A 23,442-nucleotide genomic window follows, 5' to 3' on the forward strand; every position below is an offset into this window, starting at 1 on the left:
ATGAGCCAACTCGAACTCGACCCGGTCACCGCCCCGGTGTCGCCACCGCGCCGGGCCGGCCGCCGGGCGCGTACCTCGGTGTTCTGGCTGGCCCTGCCGCTGGCGGTGGCCGCCGTCGCGGTGTTCGTGCTGCCGCTGACCGGGCTGCTGCCCGACGGCGGCCAGAACCTCGACGCGACCCGCCAGCCGCCCGCGTTCCTGGCCGGCGGCAGCTGGGCACACCCCCTCGGCACCGACAAGCTCGGCCAGGACCTGCTCACCCAGTTCGTCTCCGCCGGCCGGCTCACCATCGTGATCGGCCTGGTCGGCGCGCTCGTCGCGATCGGCCCCGGCACGCTGCTCGGCCTGCTGGCCGGCTACTTCCGGGGCTGGGTCGACCGGGTCATCTCGATCCTCATCGACGCCCAGCTCGCCCTGCCGTTCATCCTGGTCGCCCTCGCCATCATCGCCAACCGGGGCAGCTCCCTGCCGGTGCTGTTCCTGGTGCTGGCGCTCACCGGGTGGGCGGTGTGCGCCCGGGTCACCCGCGCGGCGACGCTGGCCATCCGGGAACGCCAGTTCGTCGTCGGCCTGCGCGCCGCCGGCGCGTCCGAACCCCGGATCGTCTTCCGGCACATCCTGCCCAACCTCGCCGGCACCATCGTCGCGCTCGGCACCCTCCAGGTCGGCACCGCGATCCTGGTCGAGAGCGCGCTGAGCTTCCTCGGCCTGGGCGTGGTGCCGCCGATGAACAGCTGGGGCTCGATGCTCGCCTCCGGCCAGGACGAACTGAGCCAGGCCTGGTGGATCGCCTTCTTCCCCGGCCTCGCCATCACCGTGCTGGTGCTGCTGGTGAACCTGCTCGGCGACGCGCTGCTCACCCACCACGACCCACGGAAGAGGCGGCGATGAGCGCACTGCTGACACTCTCCGGGCTGTCCATCACCGCCCGGCTCGCCGACGGCGACCTGCGCCTGCTCGACGACGTCGACCTGGAGATCCGCCGGGGCCAGATCGTCGGCGTCGTCGGCGAGTCCGGCAGCGGCAAGACCACCCTCGCCCGCGCCGTCGTCGGGCTGCTCGACCGCAACGTCCGGGTCGACCGGGGCACCGTCACCGTCGGCGACGAACAGGTGGTGGCCCCCGGCGTCGACCGCACCGCGCGGGTCCGGGGCAGCGCCGTCGGCATGGTCTTCCAGGACGCGTCCCGGTCGCTGAACCCGCTGCTGAAGGTCCGCACCCAGCTCGCCGAGGTGCTGCGCCGCCACGTCCGGGACATCACCCGCGCCGAGGTGGAACGCCGCTCGGTGGAGGTGCTGGCCCAGATGCGCATCGACGACCCCGGCCGGGTGCTGGCCAGCTACCCGCACCAGCTCTCCGGCGGCCTGCGCCAGCGGGTCGCCATCGGGCTCGCCGTCGTCACCCGCCCCGCGCTGGTGATCGCCGACGAGTGCACCACCGCCCTGGACGTCACCACCCAGACCAAGGTCGTCGACCTGTTCCGCACCCTCGTCGACGAACTCGGCATCGGCCTGCTCTTCGTCACCCACGACCTGATGCTCGCCAGCGACCTGTGCGACCGGATCGCGGTGATGAGCGGCGGGCGGGTCGTCGAACAGGGCGACGCCCTGACCGTGCTGGACCGACCGCAGCAGGAGTACACCCGACGCCTGCTCGCCGCCATCCCCTCGTGGAGCTGAAGGAGAACCCGCGACCCATGCCCGAGCAACCAGGCATCGACGCCTACGCGGCCTACCTCCCGGCGTACGCGCTCGACGACACCAGGCTCGACCCGACCGCGCCGGCCCGTGCCGGCGGCCCCACCCGTAGCGTCGCCGGCTACGACGAGGACCCCGTCACCATGGCCGTCGAGGCGCTGCGGCACATCGCGGCCGACACCCCGGCCGGACGGCACCTGCTGCTGGCCACCACCAGCGCCCCGTACGAGACGAAGACCTCCGCCGGGGTGGTCCACGAGGCGCTGGGCCTCGACCCCGGCGTCACCGCCCTCGACCTGCGCGGCCACCGGGCCGGCGCGTCCGCCCTGGACCTGGTCCTGCGGGGCGTCGCCACCGCGGCCCTGGCCGACGTGCGCACCACCCGCCCCGGGGCCCCCGACGAGCTGGCCCAGGGCGACGCCGCCGCGGCGTTCGCCGGCGGCGGCCGGGCCGCCGTGCTCCTCGCCCGCGCCGGCCACACCACCGAACTGCTGGACCGCTGGCGGCTGCCCGGGGAACGGCACGACCGGGTCTGGGACGAACGGTTCACCGCCGAGATCCTCGTCGCCGCCGGCCTCGACGCCGCCCGCCGGGCCCTGGCGCAGGCGTCCCTCGACACCGTCGACGAGGTCGTCGTGTCGTCGTCGAACCCCCGTGCGGCGGCGGCGCTGCGCAAGGCGCTCGGCGGCACCGGAGGGGACGCGAGCGTCGAACGGGCCACCGGCTTTACCGGCGTCGCCCACCCCGGCCTGCTGCTCGCCGCCGCTCTCGACGAGGCCGAACCCGGGCAGAGCATCCTGCTGGTGTCAGCCACCGAGGGTGCCGACGCGTTCGTGCTGCGGGTCGGCGACGGCGTCCGCGCCGCCCGGGGCGGGCCGACTGTCCGCGCCCAGCTCGCCGCGCGGCAGCGCCTCGGCTACGGCCGCTACCTACGTTGGCGGGGACTGCTCGACGTGCAGGGCCCGGCCCGACCGGCGTCGCCGGCCCCGGCCGCCCCGCCCATGCACCGCCGGGCCGGCTGGAAGTACCGGCTGGAGGGCAGCCGGTGCGCCGCCTGCGGCCGGGTCACCACACCCCCCGGGCGGGTCTGCGCCGCCTGCGGCACCGCCGGCTCCGGCACCGCCCCGGTGTCGCTGCGCGACCGCACCGCCCGGGTGGTCTCGGTGACCCGCGACCACCTGACCACCATGCCGGAACCCGAGGTCGCGATCGTCGTCGCCGACGTGGACGGCGGTGGCCGGCTCAGCGCGTACGCCACCGACGTGGCACCCGCCGACGTGGCGGTGGGGATGGCGATGACCCCCGTGTTCCGGCGGCTCTGGACCACCGACTCGATCCACAACTACTTCTGGAAGCTCCGCCCGGCACCCGCCGACGCCGCGCCAGGGAAGGACACCGCCGATGGCCAGTAGGCGCACCACCCACGACGTCGCGATCGTCGCGATGGGCTGCACCCCGTTCCGGGACCACTGGAACTCCTCCGCCGACGACCTGCTCGTCGACGCCGTGCAGGAGTGCGTCGGGTCGCTGCCCGACGTCACCCTCGACGACGTCGACGCGTTCTGGGTCGGCACCCAGGGCTCAGGGCTGTCCGGGCAGACCCTCGCCCGCCCGCTGCGGCTGGCCGGCAAGCCGGTGACCCGGGTGGAGAACTACTGTGCCACCGGATCGGAGGCGTTCCGCAACGCCGCCTTCGCCGTCGCCTCCGGCGCGTACGACATGGTCATGGCGACCGGGGTGGAGAAGCTCAAGGACTCCTCCTACTCCGGGCTGTCGGCGGTGTTCCCACCCGCCGACGGCACCGACGTCGACTGGACCGCGCCCGCCGGGTTCTCCCTGCTCGCCCCCGCCTACCAGGCGGCGTACGGGATCGACGAGCGACAGATGCGCGCCGCGATGACCCGGGTCGCGGTGAAGAACCACGCCAACGGGGCCCGCAACGACCGCGCCCAGTTCCGTCGGGCGGTGACCGCCGAGACGGTGGAGCGGTCCCCGCGGATCGCCGGGCAGCTCGGTGTCATGGACTGTTCGGGCGTCTCCGACGGCGCGGCGGCGGCGATCCTGGTCCGGGCCGAGGACGCCCACCGGTACACCGACAGACCGGTCTACCTGCGCGGGATGAGCTTCGTCGCCGGCTCCGGGGCCGGGCTGGCCGCCGACGGCTACGACTTCACCACCTTCCCCGAGGTGGTCACCGCCGCCCGCGAGGCGTACGAGCAGGCCGGGGTGACCGACCCGGCGGCGCAGATCTCGCTGGCCGAGGTGCACGACTGTTTCACCCCGACGGAGGTGGTGCTGATGGAGGACCTCGGTTTCTCCGCCCGCGGCAAGGCCTGGCGGGACATCCTCGACGGCCGGTACGACGCCGACGGGGCGTTGCCGGTCAACACCGACGGCGGGCTCAAGTCGTTCGGCCACCCGATCGGCGCGACCGGGCTGCGGATGATGTTCGAGTGCTTCACCCAGCTGCGCGGGGAGGCCGGGCCCCGACAGGTGCCCGACGCCCGGCTGGCGGTGGCCCAGAACCTCGGCGGGCAGCCCGGTTCCTGCGTCGCGTTCGTGGCGGTCCTGGGGAACGAGCGATGAGCGCCCGGGTCACCCTCGACGGCCGGGTCGTCGTCGTCACCGGTGCGGGCAACGGCATCGGCCGGGCGCACGCGCTGACCCTCGCCGCCCGCGGCGCGTCGGTGGTCGTCAACGACCTCGGCGGGACGGTCGACGGCTCCGGTTCCTCAGGCGCGGCGCAACAGGTCGTCGCCGAGATCCGCGCGGCCGGCGGCACCGCCGTCGCCTCCACCGACTCGGTGGCCACCGCCGCCGGGGGTGCCGACCTGGTCGGCCGGGCGATCGACACGTACGGGCGGCTCGACGCGGTCATCCACAACGCCGGCATCCTGCGGGACCGGACGCTGGCCAAGATGTCCGACGAGGACGTCAGCGCGGTGCTCGACGTGCACCTCGCCGGGGCGTTCCACGTGCTGCGGCCAGCCTGGCCGCACCTGGTCGCCCAGGGCTACGGCCGGATCGTGCTGACCAGTTCGTCGTCCGGCCTGTTCGGCAACTTCGGCCAGGCCAACTACGGCGCGGCCAAGGCCGGCCTGATCGGGCTGATGAACGTGCTCGCGCTGGAGGGGGCCCGCCGGGGCATCCTGGTCAACGCGATCGCGCCGACGGCGGCGACCCGGATGACCGAGAACCTGCTCGGCGAGCTGACCGACCGGTTCGACCCGCAGCACGTGGCCGCCGTGGCGACCTTCCTCGCCTCGGAGCAGTGCCAGCTCAACCGGCACATCCTCACCGTGGGCGGCGGCCGGGTCGGGCGGATCTTCCTGGGCGTCACCCCCGGCTGGTACGGCGGGCCCACCCCGGCCTCGCCCGACGACGTGCTCGGCGCGGTGGACGAGATCTGCCGACTCGACGACTTCATCGTGCCCGACAGCGGTGCCGACGAGGTCACCCTGATCCAACGGGTCCTCGGCGGGTCGTCCGGCCCGTCCGCCTGAACCGCGAACCCCATCGGAAGGCAGGCATCATGCCGGTCAGTGAAGTGCACCACGTGGCGATGACCGTCTCGGACGTCGACCGTGCCGCGGACTTCTACGAGCGCGCCCTGGGTTACCGCCGGACGCTGCGTACCGACGTCGGCGGGCCGGGGATCGAGGTGTCGCTGGGGCTGCCCGCCGGCACCACCGGCCGGGTCCAGTACCTCCAGGGTCCCAGCCGGGTCGGCCAGCTCGAACTCATCGAGTGGAACGGCGTGAAGACCCGCACCGCCACCGCCGGTCATCTGGAGCTGGGCACCTTCCTGCTCAGCTTCGAGGTGCCCCTGGACGAGCTGGACGACCTGCACCGGCGGCTGACCGAGCTGGGCGCGCAGTGCCTGTCCGCGCCCAACCGGGTGCTGCTGGACAACTACGGGTACATCACCGCGTTCGCCGCCCGGGACCTCGACGGCAACCTGCTGGAGTTCGTGTCGCTGCCGTCCCGGGAGGAGATCCTGGCCCGGCGGCGGGGGAGCGGCGACTGATGGGCGGCAGCAACTTCACCGAGACGCTGCGCCGGCAGGCGTTGCGCCGCGCCGACGCCGAGGCTCTGGTCGACGGGGCCGCCCGCTGGACGTACGCGGAGTTGGACGCCGACGTGGACCGGCACGCCGCCGCCCTGCGCGACGCCGGCATCGCCGACGGCGACCTGGTCGGGGTGCTCGGGCGCAACACCGCCACCTACGTCATCGAGCTGCTGGCGCTGAGCCGGCTCGGCGCGGTCTCGGTGCCGCTGAACTGGCGGCTGCACGCCAACGAGCAGGCGTACGTCATCGACCAGGCCGGCGCCACCGGCCTGCTCTACGACGACGACTTCGCCGCCGACGCCGCCCGCCTGGCGGCCACCACCGGGCTGCGTACGCTGGTCGCCAACGGCGACACGGTCGTCGGCGACGCCCGCCGGCTGGCCGACCTGCTCGCCGGGCAGCCGCCGGGCGTGCGGGTCGCCGACGCCGACAAGGGCCCGGCCGACGTGCACCGGCTGCTCTACACCTCGGGCACCACGGCCCGCCCCAAGGGGGTGGTGCACACCTGCGGGAACCTCACCGCGAACCACTTCGCGCAGGTCCTCGAACTGGAGCTGACCGCCGCCGACCGGATCCTCGTCTCCGCGCCGCTGTTCCACGTCAGCGGGCTGGAGGCGCCGGGCCTGGCGACGTTCGTGGCCGGCGCGACGATGGTGCTCACCCCGACGTTCAAGCCGACCGACATCGCCCGGATCGCCGCGCAGGAGCGGATCACCGGCATGGTGCTGGCCGCCCAGATCCTGTTCGGCCTGCTCGACCTGGACGACCCGCCGGATCTCGGGGCACTGCGCTACCTGCTGTTCGCCGGGGTCGCGCCGAGCGTGCGGCAGGAGGTGAAGCGCCGGCTGCCGCACGTCCGCCTGATCGACACGTTCGGCATGACCGAGCTGTGCAACGGCGTCTGCTACCTCGACGCCGCCCACGAACAGAGCAAGCTCGGCGCGCTCGGCGCACCGTTCCCCGGGGTGCAGATCCGGATCGTCGACGAGCACTTCCGGCCGGTCGGCCCGGACGTCGAGGGGGAGATCGTCGTGCGGGGGGAGAAGGTGTCGCCCGGTTACTGGAACGACGACGAGGCCAACCGGCGCAGCCGGCGCGACGGCTGGTTCCGCACCGGCGACGTGGGCCGGATCGACGCCGACGGCTACCTGTGGTTCGTCGACCGCCGGGCCGACCTGATCAAGTCCGGTGGGGAGAACATCGCCAGCGCCGAGATCGAACGGGTCCTCGCCCAGCACCCCGACGTCGCCGAGGTCGCCGTGATCGGGGTGCCGGACCCGCGGTGGGACGAGGTGCCGAAGGCGTTCGTCATCCTCCGCGACGGCGCGACCGGCACCGCCGAGCAGCTGCGTGCGCACTGCCGGGCCGAACTGGCCCGCTACAAGGTCCCCCGGTACGTGCAGCTGGTGACGTCGTTGCCGCGCAACGACTCCGGCAAGGTGCTGAAGAAGGCGCTGCGCGAGGCGGCGGGGTGAGCACCGCGAACCTCGCCGCGATGCTGGCCGGCAACGCCCGCCGGTTCGCCGACGCCGACGCGCTCGTGTTCGAGGCGCGCCGGTGGACCCACCGGCAGCTGGACGACGACGTCAACGCCCTGGCCGCCGGCCTGGTCGCCGAGGGGGTACGCCGGGACACCCGGGTGGCGGTCGTCGCGGACAACGTCCCCGAGTTCCTGCTGCTCTGCCTGGCGCTGGCGAAACTCGGCGCGGTCGTCGTCCCGCTGAACTACCGGTTGACGGCGGGGGAGCTGGCCCGGTTGCTGGCGCACGCGCGGGTCGGGGCGGTCGCCACCGTGCCGGAGTTCGCCCCGCTCACCGCCGCCGCCCTCGCCGACCTGCCGGCCGTACGCCGGTTCGCGCTGGAGCCGGTCGGCGACGGCTGGACCGACGTGCGGGCGCTCGTCGCGGCGCACCGGGGCGCGCGGGTCGCCGACGCCGACCTCGACGACGCGGCCCTGCAACGGATCGTCTACACCTCCGGCACCACCAGCCTGCCCAAGGGGGTGCTGCTCACCCACGGCAACGTGAACATGAACATGCACGCCCAGATCGTCGAGCTGGGGCTGCGGCCGACCGACCGGATCCTCAACGCCGCGCCGCTCTACCACGTCGGCGGCACCGACCTGCCGGGCTTCGGTATCTGGCACGTCGGGGGCGCGATGGTGCTGCACCGCAGGTTCGTGCCGGCGGCCGTGCTGCGGGCGATCGAGACGGAACGGATCACCGGCATGGTGGTGGCGGCGACCATGCTGGACATGGTCCGCCGCGAGCCCACCGCCGCGACCACCGACCTGTCGTCGGTCCGCTGGCTGATCTTCTCGCAGGTCACCTCGGCGCTGTTCGGGGTGGCCCGGGGGCTGTTCCCGAACGCCCGGCTGATCGAGGGGTACGGCCTCACCGAGACGTGCAGCGGGCTGACCTACCTCGACGCCGCCCACCAGGAGTCCAAGCAGGGGTCGGTGGGGCTGCCGGTGCCGTGGGTCCAGGTCCGGGTGGTCGACCCGGACGGTGCGGACGTGCCGGTCGGCGCGCACGGCGAGGTGGTCGCGCGCGGGCCGAAGGTGAGCCCCGGCTACCTCGACGATCCGGTGGCGACCGCCGCCGCGTTCCGGGACGGCTGGTTCCACACCGGCGACATCGGCTGCTTCGACGCCGACGGCTACCTCTACATCCGCGACCGGCTCAAGGACATGATCCGCAGCGGCGGGGAGAACATGTCCAGCGCCGAGATCGAGAACGTGCTGGCCGACCATCCGCTGGTGCTGGCCGCGTCGGTGGTGGCCGCCCCGCACCCGACGTGGCAGGAGGTGCCGGCCGCGTTCGTGGTGGCCCGGCCGGGGTTGACGCCCGAGGCGCTGATCGCGCACGCCCGGCAGCGGCTGGGCCGGTTCAAGGTGCCCCGGGAGGTCTACCTGGTGCCGGAGTTCCCCACCAACCCGTCGGGCAAGGTGCTCAAACGGACCCTGCGGGAGCTGCGCCCGACCCTGCGCCCGGACTGGACGTACGACGACGCCCGGCGGGACTGAGCCGGCCGCCGGGCCGGGCGGGCCGCCCCGGCGTCACCTGTCGGCGGCGGCGTGGCGGAGCAGGGCGAGGGTGTGCACCAGGGCGAACCGTCGGGTGCCCCGGCCCAGCTCGTCCCACGGCTTCTTCCAGGTCATCCGCCGGGCGACGTCCCACGCGGTGTCGCCGTCGCGGGCCAGGCCCCGGACCGTCCCGACCTCGTCGCGGTGGAACGCGGCGAGCGCCTGCGCGCGGGCGGCGACGTCCCGGTAGGGGAACTGGTGGGCGGGGCAGGCGATGGCGGCCCCGAGGTCGCCGATGCGGGCCAGCGTGCCGAACAGGTCGGCGGCCGGGTCGTCGTCGGGGCGGCTGACGATGGCGAGCTGGGTGGGCCCCTCGGCCATCATCGTGTCACCGGTGAAGACCAGGCCCCGGCTGTCGACGTAGACGGTGTGGCCGTAGGTGTGCCCGGGGGCGGGCAGGGCGCGGACGGTCACGTCGCCGAAGCGGAACTCGGTGTCGTGCTCCACGGCCACGTCGAGCCGCAGGTCCTCCTGGTGCACGGCGACGGCGACCGCGTCGGCGTACATGGCGGTGACGACGTCGGGCGGGGCGCCGGTCAGGTCGAGTGCGGTGCGTACCTGCTGGAGGAACGTGCCGCGCCGGCGGTGCATGGTGGTGAAGTCGTCGGGCGCGCCCATCACCACCCGCGCGCCGGAGGCGGCGCGTACCCGGTCGGCGAAGCCGACGTGGTCGGGGTGGTTGTGGGTGAGCAGGACCGCCGCGATGGTGTCGACCCGCTGCCCGATGGACGCCACCGACCGTTGGAACGACGTCCAGCAGCTCGGGTGGTCGTAGCCGGCGTCGACGAGGACCGGGCCGTCGCCGGTGATGATCAGGAAGACGGTGATGGACCGCAGGGCGCTGCCGTGCAGGGGGACCGGGATCGCCCAGACACCGTCGACGACCTGCGTGGGGACCGGCACCTGGCGGGCCCGCCAACTGGCGGCGTGGGCGTCGCTCACGGGTATGGACATCGTCGGGAGGCTCCCTTACTGTGGGACACCAACATACCGGATGGTCGGAATCTAGCTCAAGGAGTCCGATGAGCCAGGAGCGGACCGGGTTCCGGCTGTGGGCAGCCGCGGAACCGGAGCTGTGCGCGATCGTGACCGCCGACGACCGGCGGATCTCCTACGGTGACCTGTTCGCCGAGGTGAACCGGATCTCGCACGGGCTGCGTACGCACGCGGGCCTGCGGCCCGGCGACACCGTCGCGGCGGTGATGACCAACAGCCCCGGCCTGGTCGCGCTCTATCTCGCGACCATGCAGTCCGGGCTCTACCTGGTCACCCTCAACTACCACCTGACCGCCCCCGAGGTCGGCTACATCCTCGCCGACAGCGGGGCCCGGGTGGTGGTCGGCTCCGCCCGGGTCGAGGACGTCGTGCTGGACGCCGCCGCGGCGGCGCCCGGCATCCAGGTCTTCGTCGACGGCACGCCCCGCACCGACCGGGCCCGACCGCTCACGGCGCTCACCGCCGACATGCCCGCCACCAGCCCGGCGGACACCCCGGCCGGCTCCCTGATGATGTACACCTCCGGCACCACCGGCCGGCCCAAAGGGGTCAAGCGCCCGCTCAGCGGCGTCGACGCCGACACCGGCGCGCTGACCTACGTCTGGCTGTTCCGCGAGTTCGGGATGGAACGGGAGGCGTTCAGGTCCTGGCTGGTGTCGGCCCCGATGTACCACTCGGCCAACATCACCCCCGCGATGGGCGCGCTGCACGCCGGCGGCACGATGGTGCTGATGGACGGCTGGACGCCGGAGGGCTTCCTGCGCCGGGTCCAGGAGTGCCGGGTCACCGGCACCAGCATGGTGCCGACCCACTTCTACCGGCTGCTGCAACTGCCCGAGGCGGTCCGCGACCGCTACGACCTGTCCTCGCTGCGCTACGTGCTGCACGGCGCGGCACCCTGCCCGCGCGAGGTCAAGCAGCGCATCCTCGACTGGTTCGGTCCGGTGGTCTACGAGTACTACGGCTCGACCGAGGTCGGCACCACCGTCGCCCGTCCCCACGAGTGGCTGGCCCACCCGGGCACGGTCGGCCGGCCGGCCTCCATCTCCACCCTGCGCATCCTCGACGAGCTGGGCAACGAGGTGCCCGTCGGGCAGACCGGCATCGTCTACATGCGCCAGGGCGACGACCGGGTCGAGTACCACAACGACCCCGGCAAGACCGACGGCGCGCGGCGCGACGGCCTGATGACCGTCTGGGACGTCGGCCACGTCGACGCCGACGGCTTCCTCTACATCACCGGCCGCGCGGCCGAGCTGATCCTCGTCGGCGGGGTCAACGTCTACCCGGCCGAGATCGAGGCGGCGCTGATCGGCCACGACTGGGTCGCCGACGTCGGCGTCGTCGGGGTGCCCGACCCGGAGTTCGGCGAGGTGCCCCAGGCACACGTCGTGCTCACCGACACCGCGCCCGACCCGGATACGGCAGTCGCGCAGCTACGCCGGTACCTCGCCGAGCGGCTGGCCAAGCCGAAGCGCCCGCAGTCCTACGTCGTGCGCGACGCGCTGCCCCGCGACCCGAACGGCAAGCTCTACAAGGCCCGGCTCGTGCCCGCCGAGGAGGCCAGCGCATGACCGGCGACACCGACGACCCACAGGGGGGTGGGCATGGACTTCGCTGACAGCGACACCGACCTGGCGTTCCGGCACGAGGTCGGCAGGTGGCTCGACGGGGCGCTGGCCGACGTGCCCGACCAGGAGGAGTTGACCCAGGACGAGCGGGAGCACTGGTCCCGGGTGTGGCAGGACCGGCTCTGCGCCGGCAACTGGGCCGGGCTGTCCTGGCCGGCGGCGCACGGCGGCCGGGGGATGGACGCGCTGGCACAGGCCGTCTTCAACGAGGAGGCCGCGGTACGCGGCGCGCCGTACCCGCTCAACGGGGTGGGCATGATGCTGGCCGGGCCGACGATCATCGCGCACGGCACCGACGCCCAGCAGGCCCGGCACCTGCCCGGCATCCTGCGCGGCGACGAGTACTGGTGCCAGGGGTTCAGCGAGCCCGGCTCCGGGTCGGACCTGGCGAGCCTGACCACGGCGGCGACCCGGGTCGACGGCGGCTGGCGGATCAACGGGGCCAAGATCTGGACGTCCAACGCGCACAACGCCTCGCGCTGCCTGCTGCTGGCCCGTACCGACGCCGCCGCGCCGAAGCACGAGGGGATCACCTACTTCCTCGCCCCGATGGACGGGTTCACCGTCCGGTCGCTGGTGATGATCAACGGGGACACCGAGTTCAACGAGATGTTCCTCGACGACGTGTTCGTCGCCGACGACGACGTGCTCGGCGGGGTCGGCAACGGCTGGACCGTCGCGCTCACCACGCTCGCGTTCGAGCGCGGCAGCATGGCGCTCAACCTGTGGGTCTGGGCCCGGCAGGCGGTCGACCGGCTGATCGACGTCGCCGTCGAGCGGGGCGTCGCCGACGACAGCGCGTTCGTCGACGCGGTGGGCGCGTTGCAGTGCGACGCCGAGGCGGTCCGGATCGGGTCGATGCGGATGCTCGGCGAGAGCCGGGCCGGCGGGGTGCCGGGGCCGGAGACCTCGGCGCTCAAGAGCCTGTGGGCCCGGGTCGTGCAGAACGCCAACCGGCTCGCCGTGCAGCTCGACGAGGCCGGCGGGGTGCTGGTCGACGGCGACGGCGCCGCCGCCCGGATGCGCCGCTACCTGCGGGCCCGCGCCCACACCATCGAGGGCGGCACGGAGGAAGTCCAGAAGTCGATTCTCGCGGAGCGGGTCCTGCGCCTGCCCCGCTCCCGCTGAGCGAGGTGGTCCGGTGCGCGCGACATTCACCCAGGAACAGCAGGACATCGGCCGTACCGTGGGCGCGCTCGCGGACGCCGACCGGGGCGCGGCCCGCGCGGCGTGGTCGGGCGGGTGGCGGGCCCCGGCGGGGGACGGGCCGCTGCTGCGCGACTTCGGGCTGCTCGGGGTGCCCGAGTCGGCCGGTGGCATCGGGTCGGGCCTGATCGACCTGCTGGTCGCCGTCGAGGCGCTCGGCGGGCGGTTGCTGCCCAGCCGGTTCCCGGCGCACGCGGCGGCCGTGCAGCTGCTCTGCGGCGACGGGCAGCGCGGGCCGCTGCCCGAGGAGGTGCTCGACGGTCGGCGGGTGCTCACCGCGGCGGTCGACGTGCCGGGCGGCTCCGGCTGGGCCGACCGGGTGCCGGTGGACCCGCTGGTGCGCACCCTGGTGCCGTACGCGGAGCAGGCCGACGGCGTGGTCGCGCTCGGCCCGGCGGGGGTCTGGTTCGCCGACCCGGTCCGGATCACCGCGCGGCAGTCGCTGGACCCGTCGGTGCCGCTGGCGGACGTGACGGTGGCCGCGCCCGAGCGGCCCGGCCCGGCCGGCACCGGGCCGCTGCGGGCGGCGCTGGTGGTGGCGGCCGAGTTGTGCGGGGTGGCGCAGGGGGCGATAGACCTGGCCGCCGAGCAGGCCCGCACCCGTCGCCAGTTCGGCCGGGTGATCGGGTCGTTCCAGGGGGTCGCGTTCCCGCTGGCCGAGGCGGCCACGGCGCGCAAGGCGGCCTGGGACCTGACCCTGTACGCGGCGTGGGCGGTCGACACCGGACGCCCGGACGCCGCGGTCCAGGTGCACGCGGCGAAGGCGGCGGCCGGGCAGGCGGCGGTGTTCGCCGCCGAGCGGTGCATCCAGGTGCACGGCGGGATGGGCATCACCATGGAGGCGGACCCGCACCTGTTCCTGCGTCGCGCGTTCGTGCTCGACGCCCGCTGCGGGCGGGGGTCGTGGCACCGGCGGCGGGCCGGGGAGTTGCGCATCCGGGCACGTCGGGCCGCACGCGGCTGACCTGCGGAAGTCTTGCCGGGCACCAGCCCGGGGCACTAACATACCGCCTGGTCGGAATAAATGAGGAGAAGGCCGTGAAGTTCGGAATCATGAACCTGTTCCCGGTGGCCGACGGCGCATCGGACCATCAGGTGCTCCGGGAAACCCTCGAGGAGATCCAGCTGGCCGACGAGCTGGGCTTCGACTCGGTCTGGCTCGCCGAGCACCACTTCTCGAAGTACGGCATCCTCGGCAGCCCACTGAACTTCGGCATGGCCGTCGCCGAGCGGACCCGCCGGATCACCATCGGCACCGCCGTCCTGGTCCTCCCGCTGCACCACCCGCTGCGCCTGGCCGAGGACATCGCCGCCCTCGACGTGCTCAGCGGCGGCCGGGTCTCCATCGGCGTCGGCCGGGGCTACCAGCCCGCCGAGTTCGCCGGCTTCGGCGTACCGCTGGCGGAGTCCAAGCAGCGCTACCAGGAGACCCTGGAGATCCTGCGGCTCGCGCTGTCGCAGGAGAACTTCTCCTACCACGGCGAGATCTTCCACTACGACAACGTCACCACCTACCCGAGGCCGTACACCCCCGGCGGGCCGCCCATCCTGCAGGGCACGGTCTCCCCGGAGAGCTTCCGGGACCGCGGCGCGGTCGGCGAGTCGATCATCACCTCACCGAACTTCACGCCGTTGGGCATCATGCAGAAGAACTTCGACCTCTACCGGCAGAGCATGCGGGACAACGGCTTCGACCTGTCCACCTACGACCTGCCGTTCATGCAGCAGGTCTGGTGCGGCGACGGCGACGAGGGCCTGCGGACGGCGGCGACGGCGGCGATGAACTACTACAAGTCCGTCGGCAAGGTCATCCCCGGCTCGGAGGACGCCATCGCCCAGGAGCGCGCCTACTACGCGGCGGTCGCCAAGAACATCGAGCTGCTCACCCTGGAGCAGACGCTGACCCACGGCGGGAACTTCGGCCCGGCCGAGCGCGTCATCGAGACCATCGAGATGCTGCGCGACCAGCTCGGCATCAACCACTACATCGGCTGGCTGCGGATCCCGTCGCTGGACCGCGCCGCCGCGCTGCGCTCCATGGAGGAGTTCGCCGACAAGGTCATCCCGCACTTCCGGGCCCAGGACCGCGCCGCCGAGCGGGTGCCCACCGCCGAGGCGGTCCTCGGGTGAAGATCAGCTGCTTCCTGAGTGCCCAGTTCGATCCGTCGGCGTCCGCCGCCGAGGGCATCGACGGCGTGCTGGCCCAGGCGGCCGCCGCCGAGGCGGCCGGCTTCCACGCCGTCTACCTCGGCCACCACTACCTGGCCCGGTCGGCGTTCGTCCAACCCGTCCCGCTGGCCGGCTACCTCGCCCACGCCACCTCCCGGGTCCGGATCGGGTTCGGCGTGCTGCTCGCCCCGCTGCTGAACCCGGTCGCCCTCGCCGAGGACCTGGCCTCCCTCGACGTGCTGTGCGGCGGCCGGCTGACCGTCGGCATCGGCGCGGGCTACCGCAAACGTGAGACCGCCGCGTTCGGCGTCGCCTGGGAGGACCGGCTGCGCCGGCTGCGGGAGTACGTGCCGATCCTGCGCGCCCTGTGGAACGGCGAGACGATCGACGCCGCCGGCAGCTGGGGTGAGGTTCCCGGCGCGTCGCTGGCGCTGCGCCCGGCCCAGCCCGGCGGCCCGCCGCTGTGGATCGGCGCGTTCGCCGAACCCGCAGTCCGCCGTGCCGCCCGCCTCGACGCCCCCTGGCTGATCGGCCCCAAGGGCAACGACGCCGAACTGGCCCGGCTGCTCGGGATCTACCGGGCCGACCTCGCCGAGCGCGGCTTCCCCCTCGACCGGGAGTACCCGATGAGCCGTGAGGCGTACCTCGGCGACAGCTACCCGGCGGCGGTCGCGGCCGTCCGCCCGCACCTGCAGCGCCAGTACGCCGGCTACAAGTCCTGGGACGACGCGCAGTCCCTCGACCTCGACCGGTACCTGGCCGAGGACTGCCTGGTCGGCTCGGCCGACGAGATCGTGGCCAAGCTGCGCCGCTGGGAGACCCAGCTGGGTATCACCGAGGTCTCGCTGCGCCACCAGTTCGTCGGCGCGAGCCAGGACGAGGCGATGGAACAGCTCGCCCGCTTCGGCGCGGAGGTCATCCCCAGGGTCGCCACGACCGTCGCCCCGAGGATCGCCGCGACCGTGCCCGGGGTGACCCGGTGAACGGCGGCAACCTGGTCGGCGTCCTGGAGCGCCGGTGCGCCGACCGGGGCGACCTGCCCGGCCTGCACGGCGAGGACGGCAGGTCCTGGACCTTCGACCAGATCGACCTGCTCGCCGGGGGCGTCGCCGCCGCGCTGCGCGCCGAGGGCGTCGGCCCCGGCGACCGGGTCGCCTGCTACCTGACCAACGGCCCCGAGATCGTCTTCCTGCTCTTCGGGGCCTGGAAGATCGGCGCGGTGCCGGTCACCGTCAGCAGCCTCTACAACGCCGCCGAGCTGGCCGAGTCGGTGGCGAAGACCGCGCCCCGGCTGCTGCTGGTCGACGACCGCCGGCCCGACGTGGTCGCCGCCTTCCTCGCCGCCCGGTCTGACCCCGACGGGAACGGTGCCGCCGTCCCGGTCCGGTCCATCACGACGCCGCTGACCGGCGTGCCCGAGCTGCCGTGGCGGCGGGAGACCCGGGTCACCGGCGTCGAGGTGGGGCCGCAGGCCGAGGCGTGCATCCTGTTCACCGGCGGCACCACCGGACGACCCAAAGCGGTCAGCGTCACCCACGGCGGGACGCGGGAGTCGCTGATGCGCCTCGCCCGGGTCACCACCGGCACCGAGGCCGAGGGCAGCGCCGCCCGCGACGCCCGCCCCAACCTGATCGCGCTGCCGCTGTTCCACAGCGGCGGCCAGCACGCGCTGCTGTTCGCGTACTTCGTGGGCCGCCCGGCGGTGGTCTGGGAACGCTTCGGCGTCGACCGGCTCGCCGACCTGATGCCCCGGTTCGGGTTCGACAACCTGTTCCTGCTGCCCACCATGGTCTTCGACATCGTGCACGCCGAACGGGACCTGCCGTTCGACGGGGTCAGGTCGGTGCTGGTGGCCGGGCAGGCGATCTCCTGGCCGGTGCGGCGCGCCTTCGAGGAGCGCTACCGGGTGCCCATCCTGGTCAACTACGGCTCGACCGAGGCCGGGCACATCGCCGGCTGGACCGGCCGGGACATGAAGGCCGGCCGGTGGAAGCCCGGCTCTGCCGGCCGGGTCTACCCGGGCGTCGAGCTGGAGATCCGCGACGACGCCGGGGCCGCGCTGCCGACCGGCGCCCAGGGCGAGGTGGTGGTCCGCTCCGCGCTGACCCGGGGGTACGTCGACGACGCCGCCGCCTCGGCCGAGCTGGTCCGCGACGGCTGGGTGCACACCGGCGACATGGGCTACGTCGACCCCGACGGGGTGCTCTTCCTGGTCGGCCGCAAGCGGGACATGATCAAGTGCGGCGGTTTCCAGGTCTGGCCCGAGGAGATCGAGGACGAACTGCGCGGGCACCCGCTCGTGCGCGACGTCCGGGTGCTCGGCCGACCGGACGACCGGCTGGGCGAGATCCCGGTGGCGCTGGTGGTCCGGGCCGCCGACGACACGGTCGACGACACCGACCTGGCCGCGCGGCTCGTCGCGTACGCCCGGGAGCGGCTGGCCCACTTCAAGGCCCCCCGGCGGATCGAGTTCGTGCCCGCGCTGGAACGCAGCGCCACCGGCAAGACCAGCCGCGCAGCGGCTCCCCTGCCGGAGGCCGGCAAGATCAGCCGCGCAGCGGCTCCCCTGCCGGAGGCCGGCAAGATCAGCCGCGCGGCGGCACCGTCGCAGGGAGGCGAAAGCCGATGAGGTTCGGCATCATGGCGTCGCACCAGTACCCACCCGGTGACGACCTCCGCAGGCACCTCGACGACCTGTTCGGCACCGTCGAACTCGCCGCCGAACTGGGCTACGACTCGGTCTGGACGATCAACCACTTCCAGTCCAACCTGGCCACCCCGCAGCCCATCTCGATGCTGGCGAGCCTCATCCCGCGCTCCGGGGACATGCTGCTCGGCACCGGCATCCTGCTGCTGCCGATGTTCCACCCGGTGCACGTCGCCGAGGAGTTCGCCACCCTGGACCACCTCTCCGGCGGGCGGGTGGTCCTCGGCGTCGGGGCGGGCTACCGGGAGAACGAGTTCGCCGCCTTCGGCGTCGACCCGGAGACCCGGTTCCGCCGCTTCGACGAGAGCCTGCGGCTGATCCGGGCGCTGTGGAGCGGCGCGCCGGTCACCCACGACGGGGAGTTCTACCCGCAGGTCGACGCCACCATCGGCATCCCGCCGCTGACCCCGGGCGGGCCACCGATCTGGATCGGCGCGGGCGGCAAGAAGGCCGTCCGTCGGGCCGCCCGGCTCGGCGATGCCTGGTACGCGCCGGGCAACTCCCCGAGCCGCCGGTTCCTGCCCGAACACCTGGCGGTCTACAACGAGGCGCTGGCCGAGTACGGGCGCGACCCGGCGACGGTGCAGCGGCCCGTCGGCGTGGAGCTGTACTGCGCGCCGAGCACCGAACAGGCCGTCGCGGAGGCGCTGCCGCACGCCCGGGTCGAGTACTCGACGTACGCCGAGTACCCGGCGCTGCGCTGGCAGCGGGACCGGTTCGACGAGCTGGTCCGCAACACGCTGCTGCTGGGCTCGCCCGAGTTCCTCGTCGAGCGGATCTCCGCCCTGCGGGACCTGGGGTTCGACCATCTCATCTTCCGGCCCGGCTGGCTGGGCATGCCGACCGAGAAGTTGCGCGCCTCGCTGCGGCTGTTCGCCACCGAAGTGATCCCTGCCTTCCGTACCACCACCTGACCTAAGGAATCCGCCGTGAAGAAGACCGAAGCCGAACTGCTGGAGAACCAGTGGGACGTCGAGAACATGGAGGTCGACCCCGAGGTCCTCGCGAAGTACGTCCGCTACCACGTGGACGAGGAGCGGGCCGTCGCCACCATCACCTTCGACCGTCCCGAGCGGCTCAACGCCATCCCGGTGGCCGCCTTCGAACGGGTCGGTGACCTGGTGAAGGAGGCGGAGACCGACGACCGGGTCAAGGTCATCGTGTTCACGGGGGAGGGGGAGCACTTCGGCACCGGTGCCGACGCCGCCGAACTCGGTCACTACATCGGCTACAAGACCGGCACCGACAAGGCGTCCCGGCGTCGCCCGGCGCAGCGGCAGCGCATCCTGCCCGACCGCAACGTGCTCAGCTCCGGCTTCACCCGGCCGATCATCGAGTCGCTCAAGGCGACCATCTGCCAGGTGCAGGGCTACTGCTACGGCGGGCACTTCCAGATCGCGCTGTCGGCCGACATCGTCATCGCCTCCCCGGACGCCCGGTTCACCCACCCGGCGTTCCGCTACCTGGGGCCCGCGCCGCAGGACATGTACCACTGGATCGAGAAGGTCGGCCTGACCACGATGAAGGACGTCATGCTCACCATGCGGGCGATCGGCGCGGAGGAGGGCGAACGCAAGGGCCTGGTCACCAAGGTCGTCCCGCGCGACGAACTCCAGAAGTGGGTCGACGACTACGCCGACGCGATCGCGGTGATGCCGCTGGACTCGCTGATGATGGGCAAGTCGATGATGCAGGTGGTGATGGAGGCGCGCGGCAAGGGCCTCGGGGCGATGACCGGCTGGGTCGGGCACGGCTGGGCCACCAACGTCAGCTTCGCCGACGGCGACTGGAACTTCCTCAAGGAACGCCGGGAGAAGGGCATCGGGCAGGCGCTCGCCGACCGGGACCGGCTGGTCGCCCCGTACTTCCGGCTCAGCGACAGCCGGTCGCGGGAAGAGTAGGCGACGGCGTGAGGTTCGGCATCCTGCTCGACCACCAGTACGCCCCCGGCGACGACCTGGGCCGGCGCATCGGGGAGACCGTCGAGTACGTCCAGCACGTCCGGGACCTGGGCTACGACTCGGTCTTCGGCATCCACCACTACCTGTCGTCGCTGCGCACCCCGCAGCCGCTGCCGCTGCTGAGCCGGCTCGTCGACCACTCCGGGACGATGCAGCTCGGCACCGGCATCCTCATCCTGCCGCTGGGCCACCCGGTGCACTGGGCGGAGGAGATCGCCACCATCGACCAGATGTCCGGCGGCCGGTTCGTCCTGGGCATCGGCTCGGGCTACCGCGACGTCGAGTTCACGTCGTTCGGCATCGAACGGCGTACCCGGGTGTCCCGGATGAACGAGGCGCTTTCGGTGATGCAGCAGCTGTGGACCGGGGAGCCGGTGCACCACGAGGGTAAACACTTCACCCTGGACGGGGTGCGGTGCAGCGTGCTGCCGGTCCAGCGCCCGCACCCGCCGGTCTGGGTGGGCGCCAACGGCCCGACCGGCATCGCCCGGATCGCCCGGCAGGGGCTGCCCTGGCTGGCCCCGTCCAACGTGCGCCGCAACTGGGCCGTGGGCAACCTGGCCGACTACCGCGAGCAGCGCCGGGCCGCCGGGTTCGACGAGTCCGACGCGGTCTTCCCGATCCACCGGGACCTGTGCGTGGCCGACTCCGCCGAGGCCGCCTTCGCCGTCGCCGGTGAGCAGGTGAAACGCTCCTACGGCGAGTACGTCCAGTACGGCATGGACTTCTTCGAGTCGCAGTGGGACGCGATCAAGGAGAAGGCGCTGTTCTTCGGCTCGCCCGACGACATCACCGCCAAGATCCAGGATTTCGCCGACGCCGGCTACAACCACTTCGTCTTCCGCGCCCAGTGGCTCGGCCTGCCGATCGAACGGTCGATGGAGATCGTGGAGCGGTTCGCCCGCGAGGTGATGCCGAGGTTCCGGCCATGAGGATCGGTCACGTGATCGTCCCCGCCGACGACCTGGACGCCCAACTCGCCTTCTACACCGCGCTCGGGTTGACGGTGCGCTTCCGCGACGGCGACCGGTACGCCGCCGTCACCGACGGCACGGTGACCCTCGGCCTGGCCGACGCCGGCCAGCAACCCGTCGCCGGCCGCACCGTGCTCAGCATCCAGGTCGACGACCTCGACGACTGCCTCGCCCGCCTGGCCGCCGCGGGCGTCACCGTCTCCACCCCGATCACCGGCCCGCACGAACGCCGGGCCCTGGTCACCGACCCCACCGGCAACCCCCTGACCCTCTACCAACCCCACCCCTGACCCACCCCGCCCCACCCGCCACCTTCCCCTCCCACCCCCTCACCCCTCCCGCCCGCCCCGCCCCGCCCCGCTCCGCCCGCTCCACTCCGGTGATCAAGAGAAAAGCGTCAGGAATGATCTCCACGATGACGCGAACCTCTTGATCGACTGACGCAAACCTCTTGATCACCGCAACGGCGGGGCGGAGGGGCGCGGGAGGGCAGGGGACGGGAGGGCCGGCGGGACGGAGGTCGGGACGGCACGGGGCGGGCGGTGGGGCACGAGAAGGAGACCTACGTGAGTGTGAGTGACGAGCTGCGGGGCCGTACCGTCGGCGTGCTCGGCGGGACGGGGCCGCAGGGGCGGGGATTGGCCCGACGGTTCGGGGCGGCCGGGCTGGACGTCGTACTCGGGTCGCGGGACGCCGGGCGGGCCGCGCAGACGGCCGCCGCGCTGCCCGGCCGGGTGCGGGGCGGGTCGAACGCCGACGCCGCCGGGCAGGCCGACATCGTGGTGGTCGCGGTGCCCTGGGACGGGCACGCCGAGCTGCTCACCACGCTCGCCCCGGCATTGGCCGGGAAGATCGTGGTGGACTGCGTGAACCCGCTGGGCTTCGACAAGCAGGGTGCCTACGCCCTGCCCGTCGCGGAGGGCTCCGCCGCCCAGCAGGCCGCCGCGATCCTCATCGGGTCGCGGGTCGTCGCCGCGTTCCATCACGTCTCGGCCGTACACCTGGAGGATCCGGATCTCGACCGGGTGGACACCGACGTGCTGGTGCTCGGCGACGACCGCGAGGCCACCGACCTGGTCCGGGAACTCGCCGCCGCCATCCCCGGCGTACGGGGCGTCTACGGCGGCCGGCTGCGCAACGCCCACCAGGTCGAGGCGTTCACCGCCAACCTGATCTCGGTGAACCGGCGCTACCGGGCGCACGCCGGCCTGCGCGTCACCGACGTCTGACCACGCCCCCGGCAGCGGACGTCTGACCCCGCCCCCCGGCAGAAGACGCGTGACCCCACCCCCGGCACGAGGAGCACCCGCATGGATCTCGCCGACACCACCGCCGTCGTCACCGGCGCCGCGTCCGGGTTGGGTGCGGCGACCGCCGCCGCACTGGCCGCGGCGGGCGCCACCGTGCACGGCTTCGACCTCGGGCCAGCCGTCGCGGCGGCCGGCGAACCCCCGTCCGGGGTGCGGCTCGTCGACGTCGACGTGTGCGACCCGGCGGCGGTCCGCACGGCGGTCGACCGGGCCGCCGTGGGGGACCATCCCCTGCGGACGGTGGTGAACTGCGCCGGCATCGCCCCGTCGCAGCGGATTCTCGGCCGTCGCGGCGTCCACGACCTCGACCTGTACGCCCGTGTCGTCCGGGTCAACCTGATCGGCACCTTCACCGTGCTGACGCTCGCCGCGGAACGGATCGCACAGACCGCCCCGGACGGGCACGGCCAGCGGGGCGTGATCGTCAACACCGCGTCGGTCGCCGCCTACGAGGGCCAGGTCGGCCAGGTGGCGTACGCGTCGTCCAAGGGCGGCGTCGTCGGGCTCACCCTGCCGGCCGCCCGCGACCTCGCCCCGCACGGTATCCGGGTGATGACGATCGCGCCCGGCATCATGCTGACGCCGATGATGCAGACCGTGTCGGCGGAGTACCGGGACGGCCTCGCCGCCGGGGTGCCGTTCCCGGGCCGACTCGGCGATCCGGGGGAGTACGCCGCCCTCGTGCTCTCCCTGATCGGTAACGACTACCTCAACGGCGAGGTCATCCGCCTCGACGGTGCCCTGCGGATGGCACCCCGCTGATCGGGCCGCACGGCCCGGCGGCCCGGAGCACGCCGGCACGCCGGCCGGGTCGGGAACGTCGACCGACCCGGTCCGCCGGGCGGCCCGGGGGGCCGGTGTGGCCGACCACCGGGGTGGTCCGGTGAGTGGACGACCGCGACGTGACGTCCGCGCGAAAGCGGTGATCCGTCGACGCCGGGAAAGACGTCGTCACCCGGCCGCGTCGGCCGGTGCCATGCCCGGGTGACCGTTTTCCCGCGCATCGCAGTCACGGACCGTGCCGAATTGTGCCCGACGCGTCGTCATTTCTGGCCCGACAGATGTTTCCATGATTCCGGTGCCCGAAACCGTCCTGCGGATCCGCCGGAATGGTTATTCGGCGGCCCGGTAGCCACCGTCTCTATGGGTACCGAAACTCTCGACTACCCGCGACGGAAAGGTCGGCGTTTCCGGATGGCGGCGGGTGGTGCCGTCCCGGGTGGCCGCCCTCCGCCGCCCGCCGCAAAGAAAAGCGCCCGGGGCAACGATTCGTCGAGGCAACCAAATGGTGGGCCAGAGATTGCCGGAGGCAATCGTCAGGATTCTTCACCATCGCGGTGTTGACCGGACGTTAATCGACAGAACTCGATTCTTGTCGACGTATCTCCTGTTCAGGGCGATCGTGACCGAAATGTTGCGGTACGTGTTAACGGGAGATCGTTGCCCCTCTTGGGGGTTTGGCCCGCCCTGGGGTGCCTCACCGCCGATTCGCCCAGGGGTGCTTCACCGGATGGTGCCGCTTCGGGGGGTGGTTGCCGGGCCGTTCACCCCGACTCGATTCTGTGATTGGTCGGGGTGATTTGGTAAACCGAAAGTGATCATCCCAGCTCAGTGCAATTCTCAGCTTTCATTCAGGC

Annotated in this window: 21 protein-coding genes; 20 read left to right on the plus strand and 1 reads right to left on the minus strand. The window is 73.0% G+C overall.

The genetic code is table 11. The features are described from left to right. Genes ACN268_RS03035 through ACN268_RS03070 form a run of 8 tightly spaced genes read left to right on the plus strand, consistent with a single transcriptional unit; the run spans position 1 to position 8,791 of the window. Positions 1-891, plus strand: coding sequence for an ABC transporter permease (locus tag ACN268_RS03035; protein ID WP_421481614.1), 891 nt, complete (start codon positions 1-3; stop codon positions 889-891). Beyond that, entirely contained in the window at positions 888-1,679 is a 792-nt protein-coding gene (locus tag ACN268_RS03040) for an ABC transporter ATP-binding protein (protein ID WP_421481615.1), read from the plus strand. The genes ACN268_RS03035 and ACN268_RS03040 overlap by 4 nt, the downstream gene beginning before the upstream one ends. A gap of 17 nt (positions 1,680-1,696) precedes the next feature. Continuing rightward, entirely contained in the window at positions 1,697-3,109 is a 1,413-nt protein-coding gene (locus ACN268_RS03045) for a zinc ribbon domain-containing protein (RefSeq protein ID WP_421481616.1), read from the plus strand. Beyond that, complete coding sequence (locus ACN268_RS03050; RefSeq protein WP_421481617.1) at positions 3,099-4,283, plus strand: acetyl-CoA acetyltransferase; 1,185 nt, start codon at positions 3,099-3,101, stop codon at positions 4,281-4,283. The genes ACN268_RS03045 and ACN268_RS03050 overlap by 11 nt, the downstream gene beginning before the upstream one ends. Further along, complete coding sequence (locus ACN268_RS03055; protein ID WP_421481618.1) at positions 4,280-5,200, plus strand: SDR family NAD(P)-dependent oxidoreductase; 921 nt, start codon at positions 4,280-4,282, stop codon at positions 5,198-5,200. Before ACN268_RS03050 ends, ACN268_RS03055 begins: the two co-directional genes overlap by 4 nt. 29 nt (positions 5,201-5,229) lie before the next feature. Next, complete coding sequence (locus tag ACN268_RS03060; RefSeq protein WP_067309619.1) at positions 5,230-5,724, plus strand: VOC family protein; 495 nt, start codon at positions 5,230-5,232, stop codon at positions 5,722-5,724. Next, positions 5,724-7,241, plus strand: coding sequence for a class I adenylate-forming enzyme family protein (locus tag ACN268_RS03065; protein WP_421481619.1), 1,518 nt, complete (start codon positions 5,724-5,726; stop codon positions 7,239-7,241). The genes ACN268_RS03060 and ACN268_RS03065 overlap by 1 nt, the downstream gene beginning before the upstream one ends. Next, complete coding sequence (locus tag ACN268_RS03070) at positions 7,238-8,791, plus strand: class I adenylate-forming enzyme family protein (RefSeq protein WP_421481620.1); 1,554 nt, start codon at positions 7,238-7,240, stop codon at positions 8,789-8,791. The genes ACN268_RS03065 and ACN268_RS03070 overlap by 4 nt, the downstream gene beginning before the upstream one ends. A 33-nt stretch (positions 8,792-8,824) precedes the next feature. Here the strand turns inward: ACN268_RS03070 and ACN268_RS03075 are convergent, their stop codons facing one another. Then, positions 8,825-9,805 (minus strand): MBL fold metallo-hydrolase, encoded by a 981-nt coding sequence (locus ACN268_RS03075; protein ID WP_421481621.1) that lies wholly within the window; start codon positions 9,803-9,805, stop codon positions 8,825-8,827. Between the two features lie 68 nt (positions 9,806-9,873). Here ACN268_RS03075 and ACN268_RS03080 point away from each other — a divergent pair, with 68 nt between their 5' ends. From ACN268_RS03080 to ACN268_RS03135, 12 genes are all read left to right on the plus strand, one after another. Beyond that, the gene (locus ACN268_RS03080) at positions 9,874-11,421 is read left to right on the plus strand and encodes an AMP-binding protein (RefSeq protein WP_421481622.1); all 1,548 of its coding nucleotides are present in this window, start codon (positions 9,874-9,876) and stop codon (positions 11,419-11,421) included. A 33-nt stretch (positions 11,422-11,454) separates the two neighbouring features. Then, positions 11,455-12,606: an acyl-CoA dehydrogenase family protein gene (locus ACN268_RS03085; RefSeq protein WP_421481623.1), complete on the plus strand. Its 1,152-nt coding sequence runs from the start codon at positions 11,455-11,457 to the stop codon at positions 12,604-12,606. Between the two features lie 13 nt (positions 12,607-12,619). Next, on the plus strand, positions 12,620-13,648 hold the full coding sequence (locus ACN268_RS03090; RefSeq protein ID WP_421481624.1) for an acyl-CoA dehydrogenase family protein: 1,029 nt from the start codon (positions 12,620-12,622) through the stop codon (positions 13,646-13,648). Positions 13,649-13,722: 74 nt separating this feature from the next. Then, positions 13,723-14,814: an LLM class flavin-dependent oxidoreductase gene (locus ACN268_RS03095; protein WP_421481625.1), complete on the plus strand. Its 1,092-nt coding sequence runs from the start codon at positions 13,723-13,725 to the stop codon at positions 14,812-14,814. Further along, positions 14,811-15,836, plus strand: coding sequence for an LLM class flavin-dependent oxidoreductase (locus ACN268_RS03100; protein ID WP_421481626.1), 1,026 nt, complete (start codon positions 14,811-14,813; stop codon positions 15,834-15,836). Before ACN268_RS03095 ends, ACN268_RS03100 begins: the two co-directional genes overlap by 4 nt. Then, on the plus strand, positions 15,833-17,482 hold the full coding sequence (locus tag ACN268_RS03105; protein ID WP_421481627.1) for a class I adenylate-forming enzyme family protein: 1,650 nt from the start codon (positions 15,833-15,835) through the stop codon (positions 17,480-17,482). Before ACN268_RS03100 ends, ACN268_RS03105 begins: the two co-directional genes overlap by 4 nt. Beyond that, positions 17,479-18,474, plus strand: coding sequence for an LLM class flavin-dependent oxidoreductase (locus ACN268_RS03110; RefSeq protein WP_421481628.1), 996 nt, complete (start codon positions 17,479-17,481; stop codon positions 18,472-18,474). The genes ACN268_RS03105 and ACN268_RS03110 overlap by 4 nt, the downstream gene beginning before the upstream one ends. 15 nt (positions 18,475-18,489) lie before the next feature. Further along, the gene (locus ACN268_RS03115) at positions 18,490-19,461 is read left to right on the plus strand and encodes an enoyl-CoA hydratase/isomerase family protein (protein ID WP_204961056.1); all 972 of its coding nucleotides are present in this window, start codon (positions 18,490-18,492) and stop codon (positions 19,459-19,461) included. A gap of 8 nt (positions 19,462-19,469) precedes the next feature. Beyond that, positions 19,470-20,453 (plus strand): LLM class flavin-dependent oxidoreductase, encoded by a 984-nt coding sequence (locus ACN268_RS03120; RefSeq protein WP_421481629.1) that lies wholly within the window; start codon positions 19,470-19,472, stop codon positions 20,451-20,453. Then, entirely contained in the window at positions 20,450-20,785 is a 336-nt protein-coding gene (locus tag ACN268_RS03125; RefSeq protein ID WP_421481630.1) for a VOC family protein, read from the plus strand. Before ACN268_RS03120 ends, ACN268_RS03125 begins: the two co-directional genes overlap by 4 nt. A gap of 276 nt (positions 20,786-21,061) precedes the next feature. Next, the gene (npdG, locus tag ACN268_RS03130) at positions 21,062-21,724 is read left to right on the plus strand and encodes an NADPH-dependent F420 reductase (RefSeq protein ID WP_421481631.1); all 663 of its coding nucleotides are present in this window, start codon (positions 21,062-21,064) and stop codon (positions 21,722-21,724) included. An 81-nt stretch (positions 21,725-21,805) separates the two neighbouring features. Then, positions 21,806-22,567, plus strand: coding sequence for an SDR family NAD(P)-dependent oxidoreductase (locus ACN268_RS03135; protein ID WP_421481632.1), 762 nt, complete (start codon positions 21,806-21,808; stop codon positions 22,565-22,567). Positions 22,568-23,442: the final 875 nt, after the last annotated feature.

The sequence above is a fragment of the Micromonospora sp. WMMD735 genome, from assembly GCF_049178995.1.
Taxonomy (GTDB): domain Bacteria; phylum Actinomycetota; class Actinomycetes; order Mycobacteriales; family Micromonosporaceae; genus Micromonospora; species Micromonospora wenchangensis.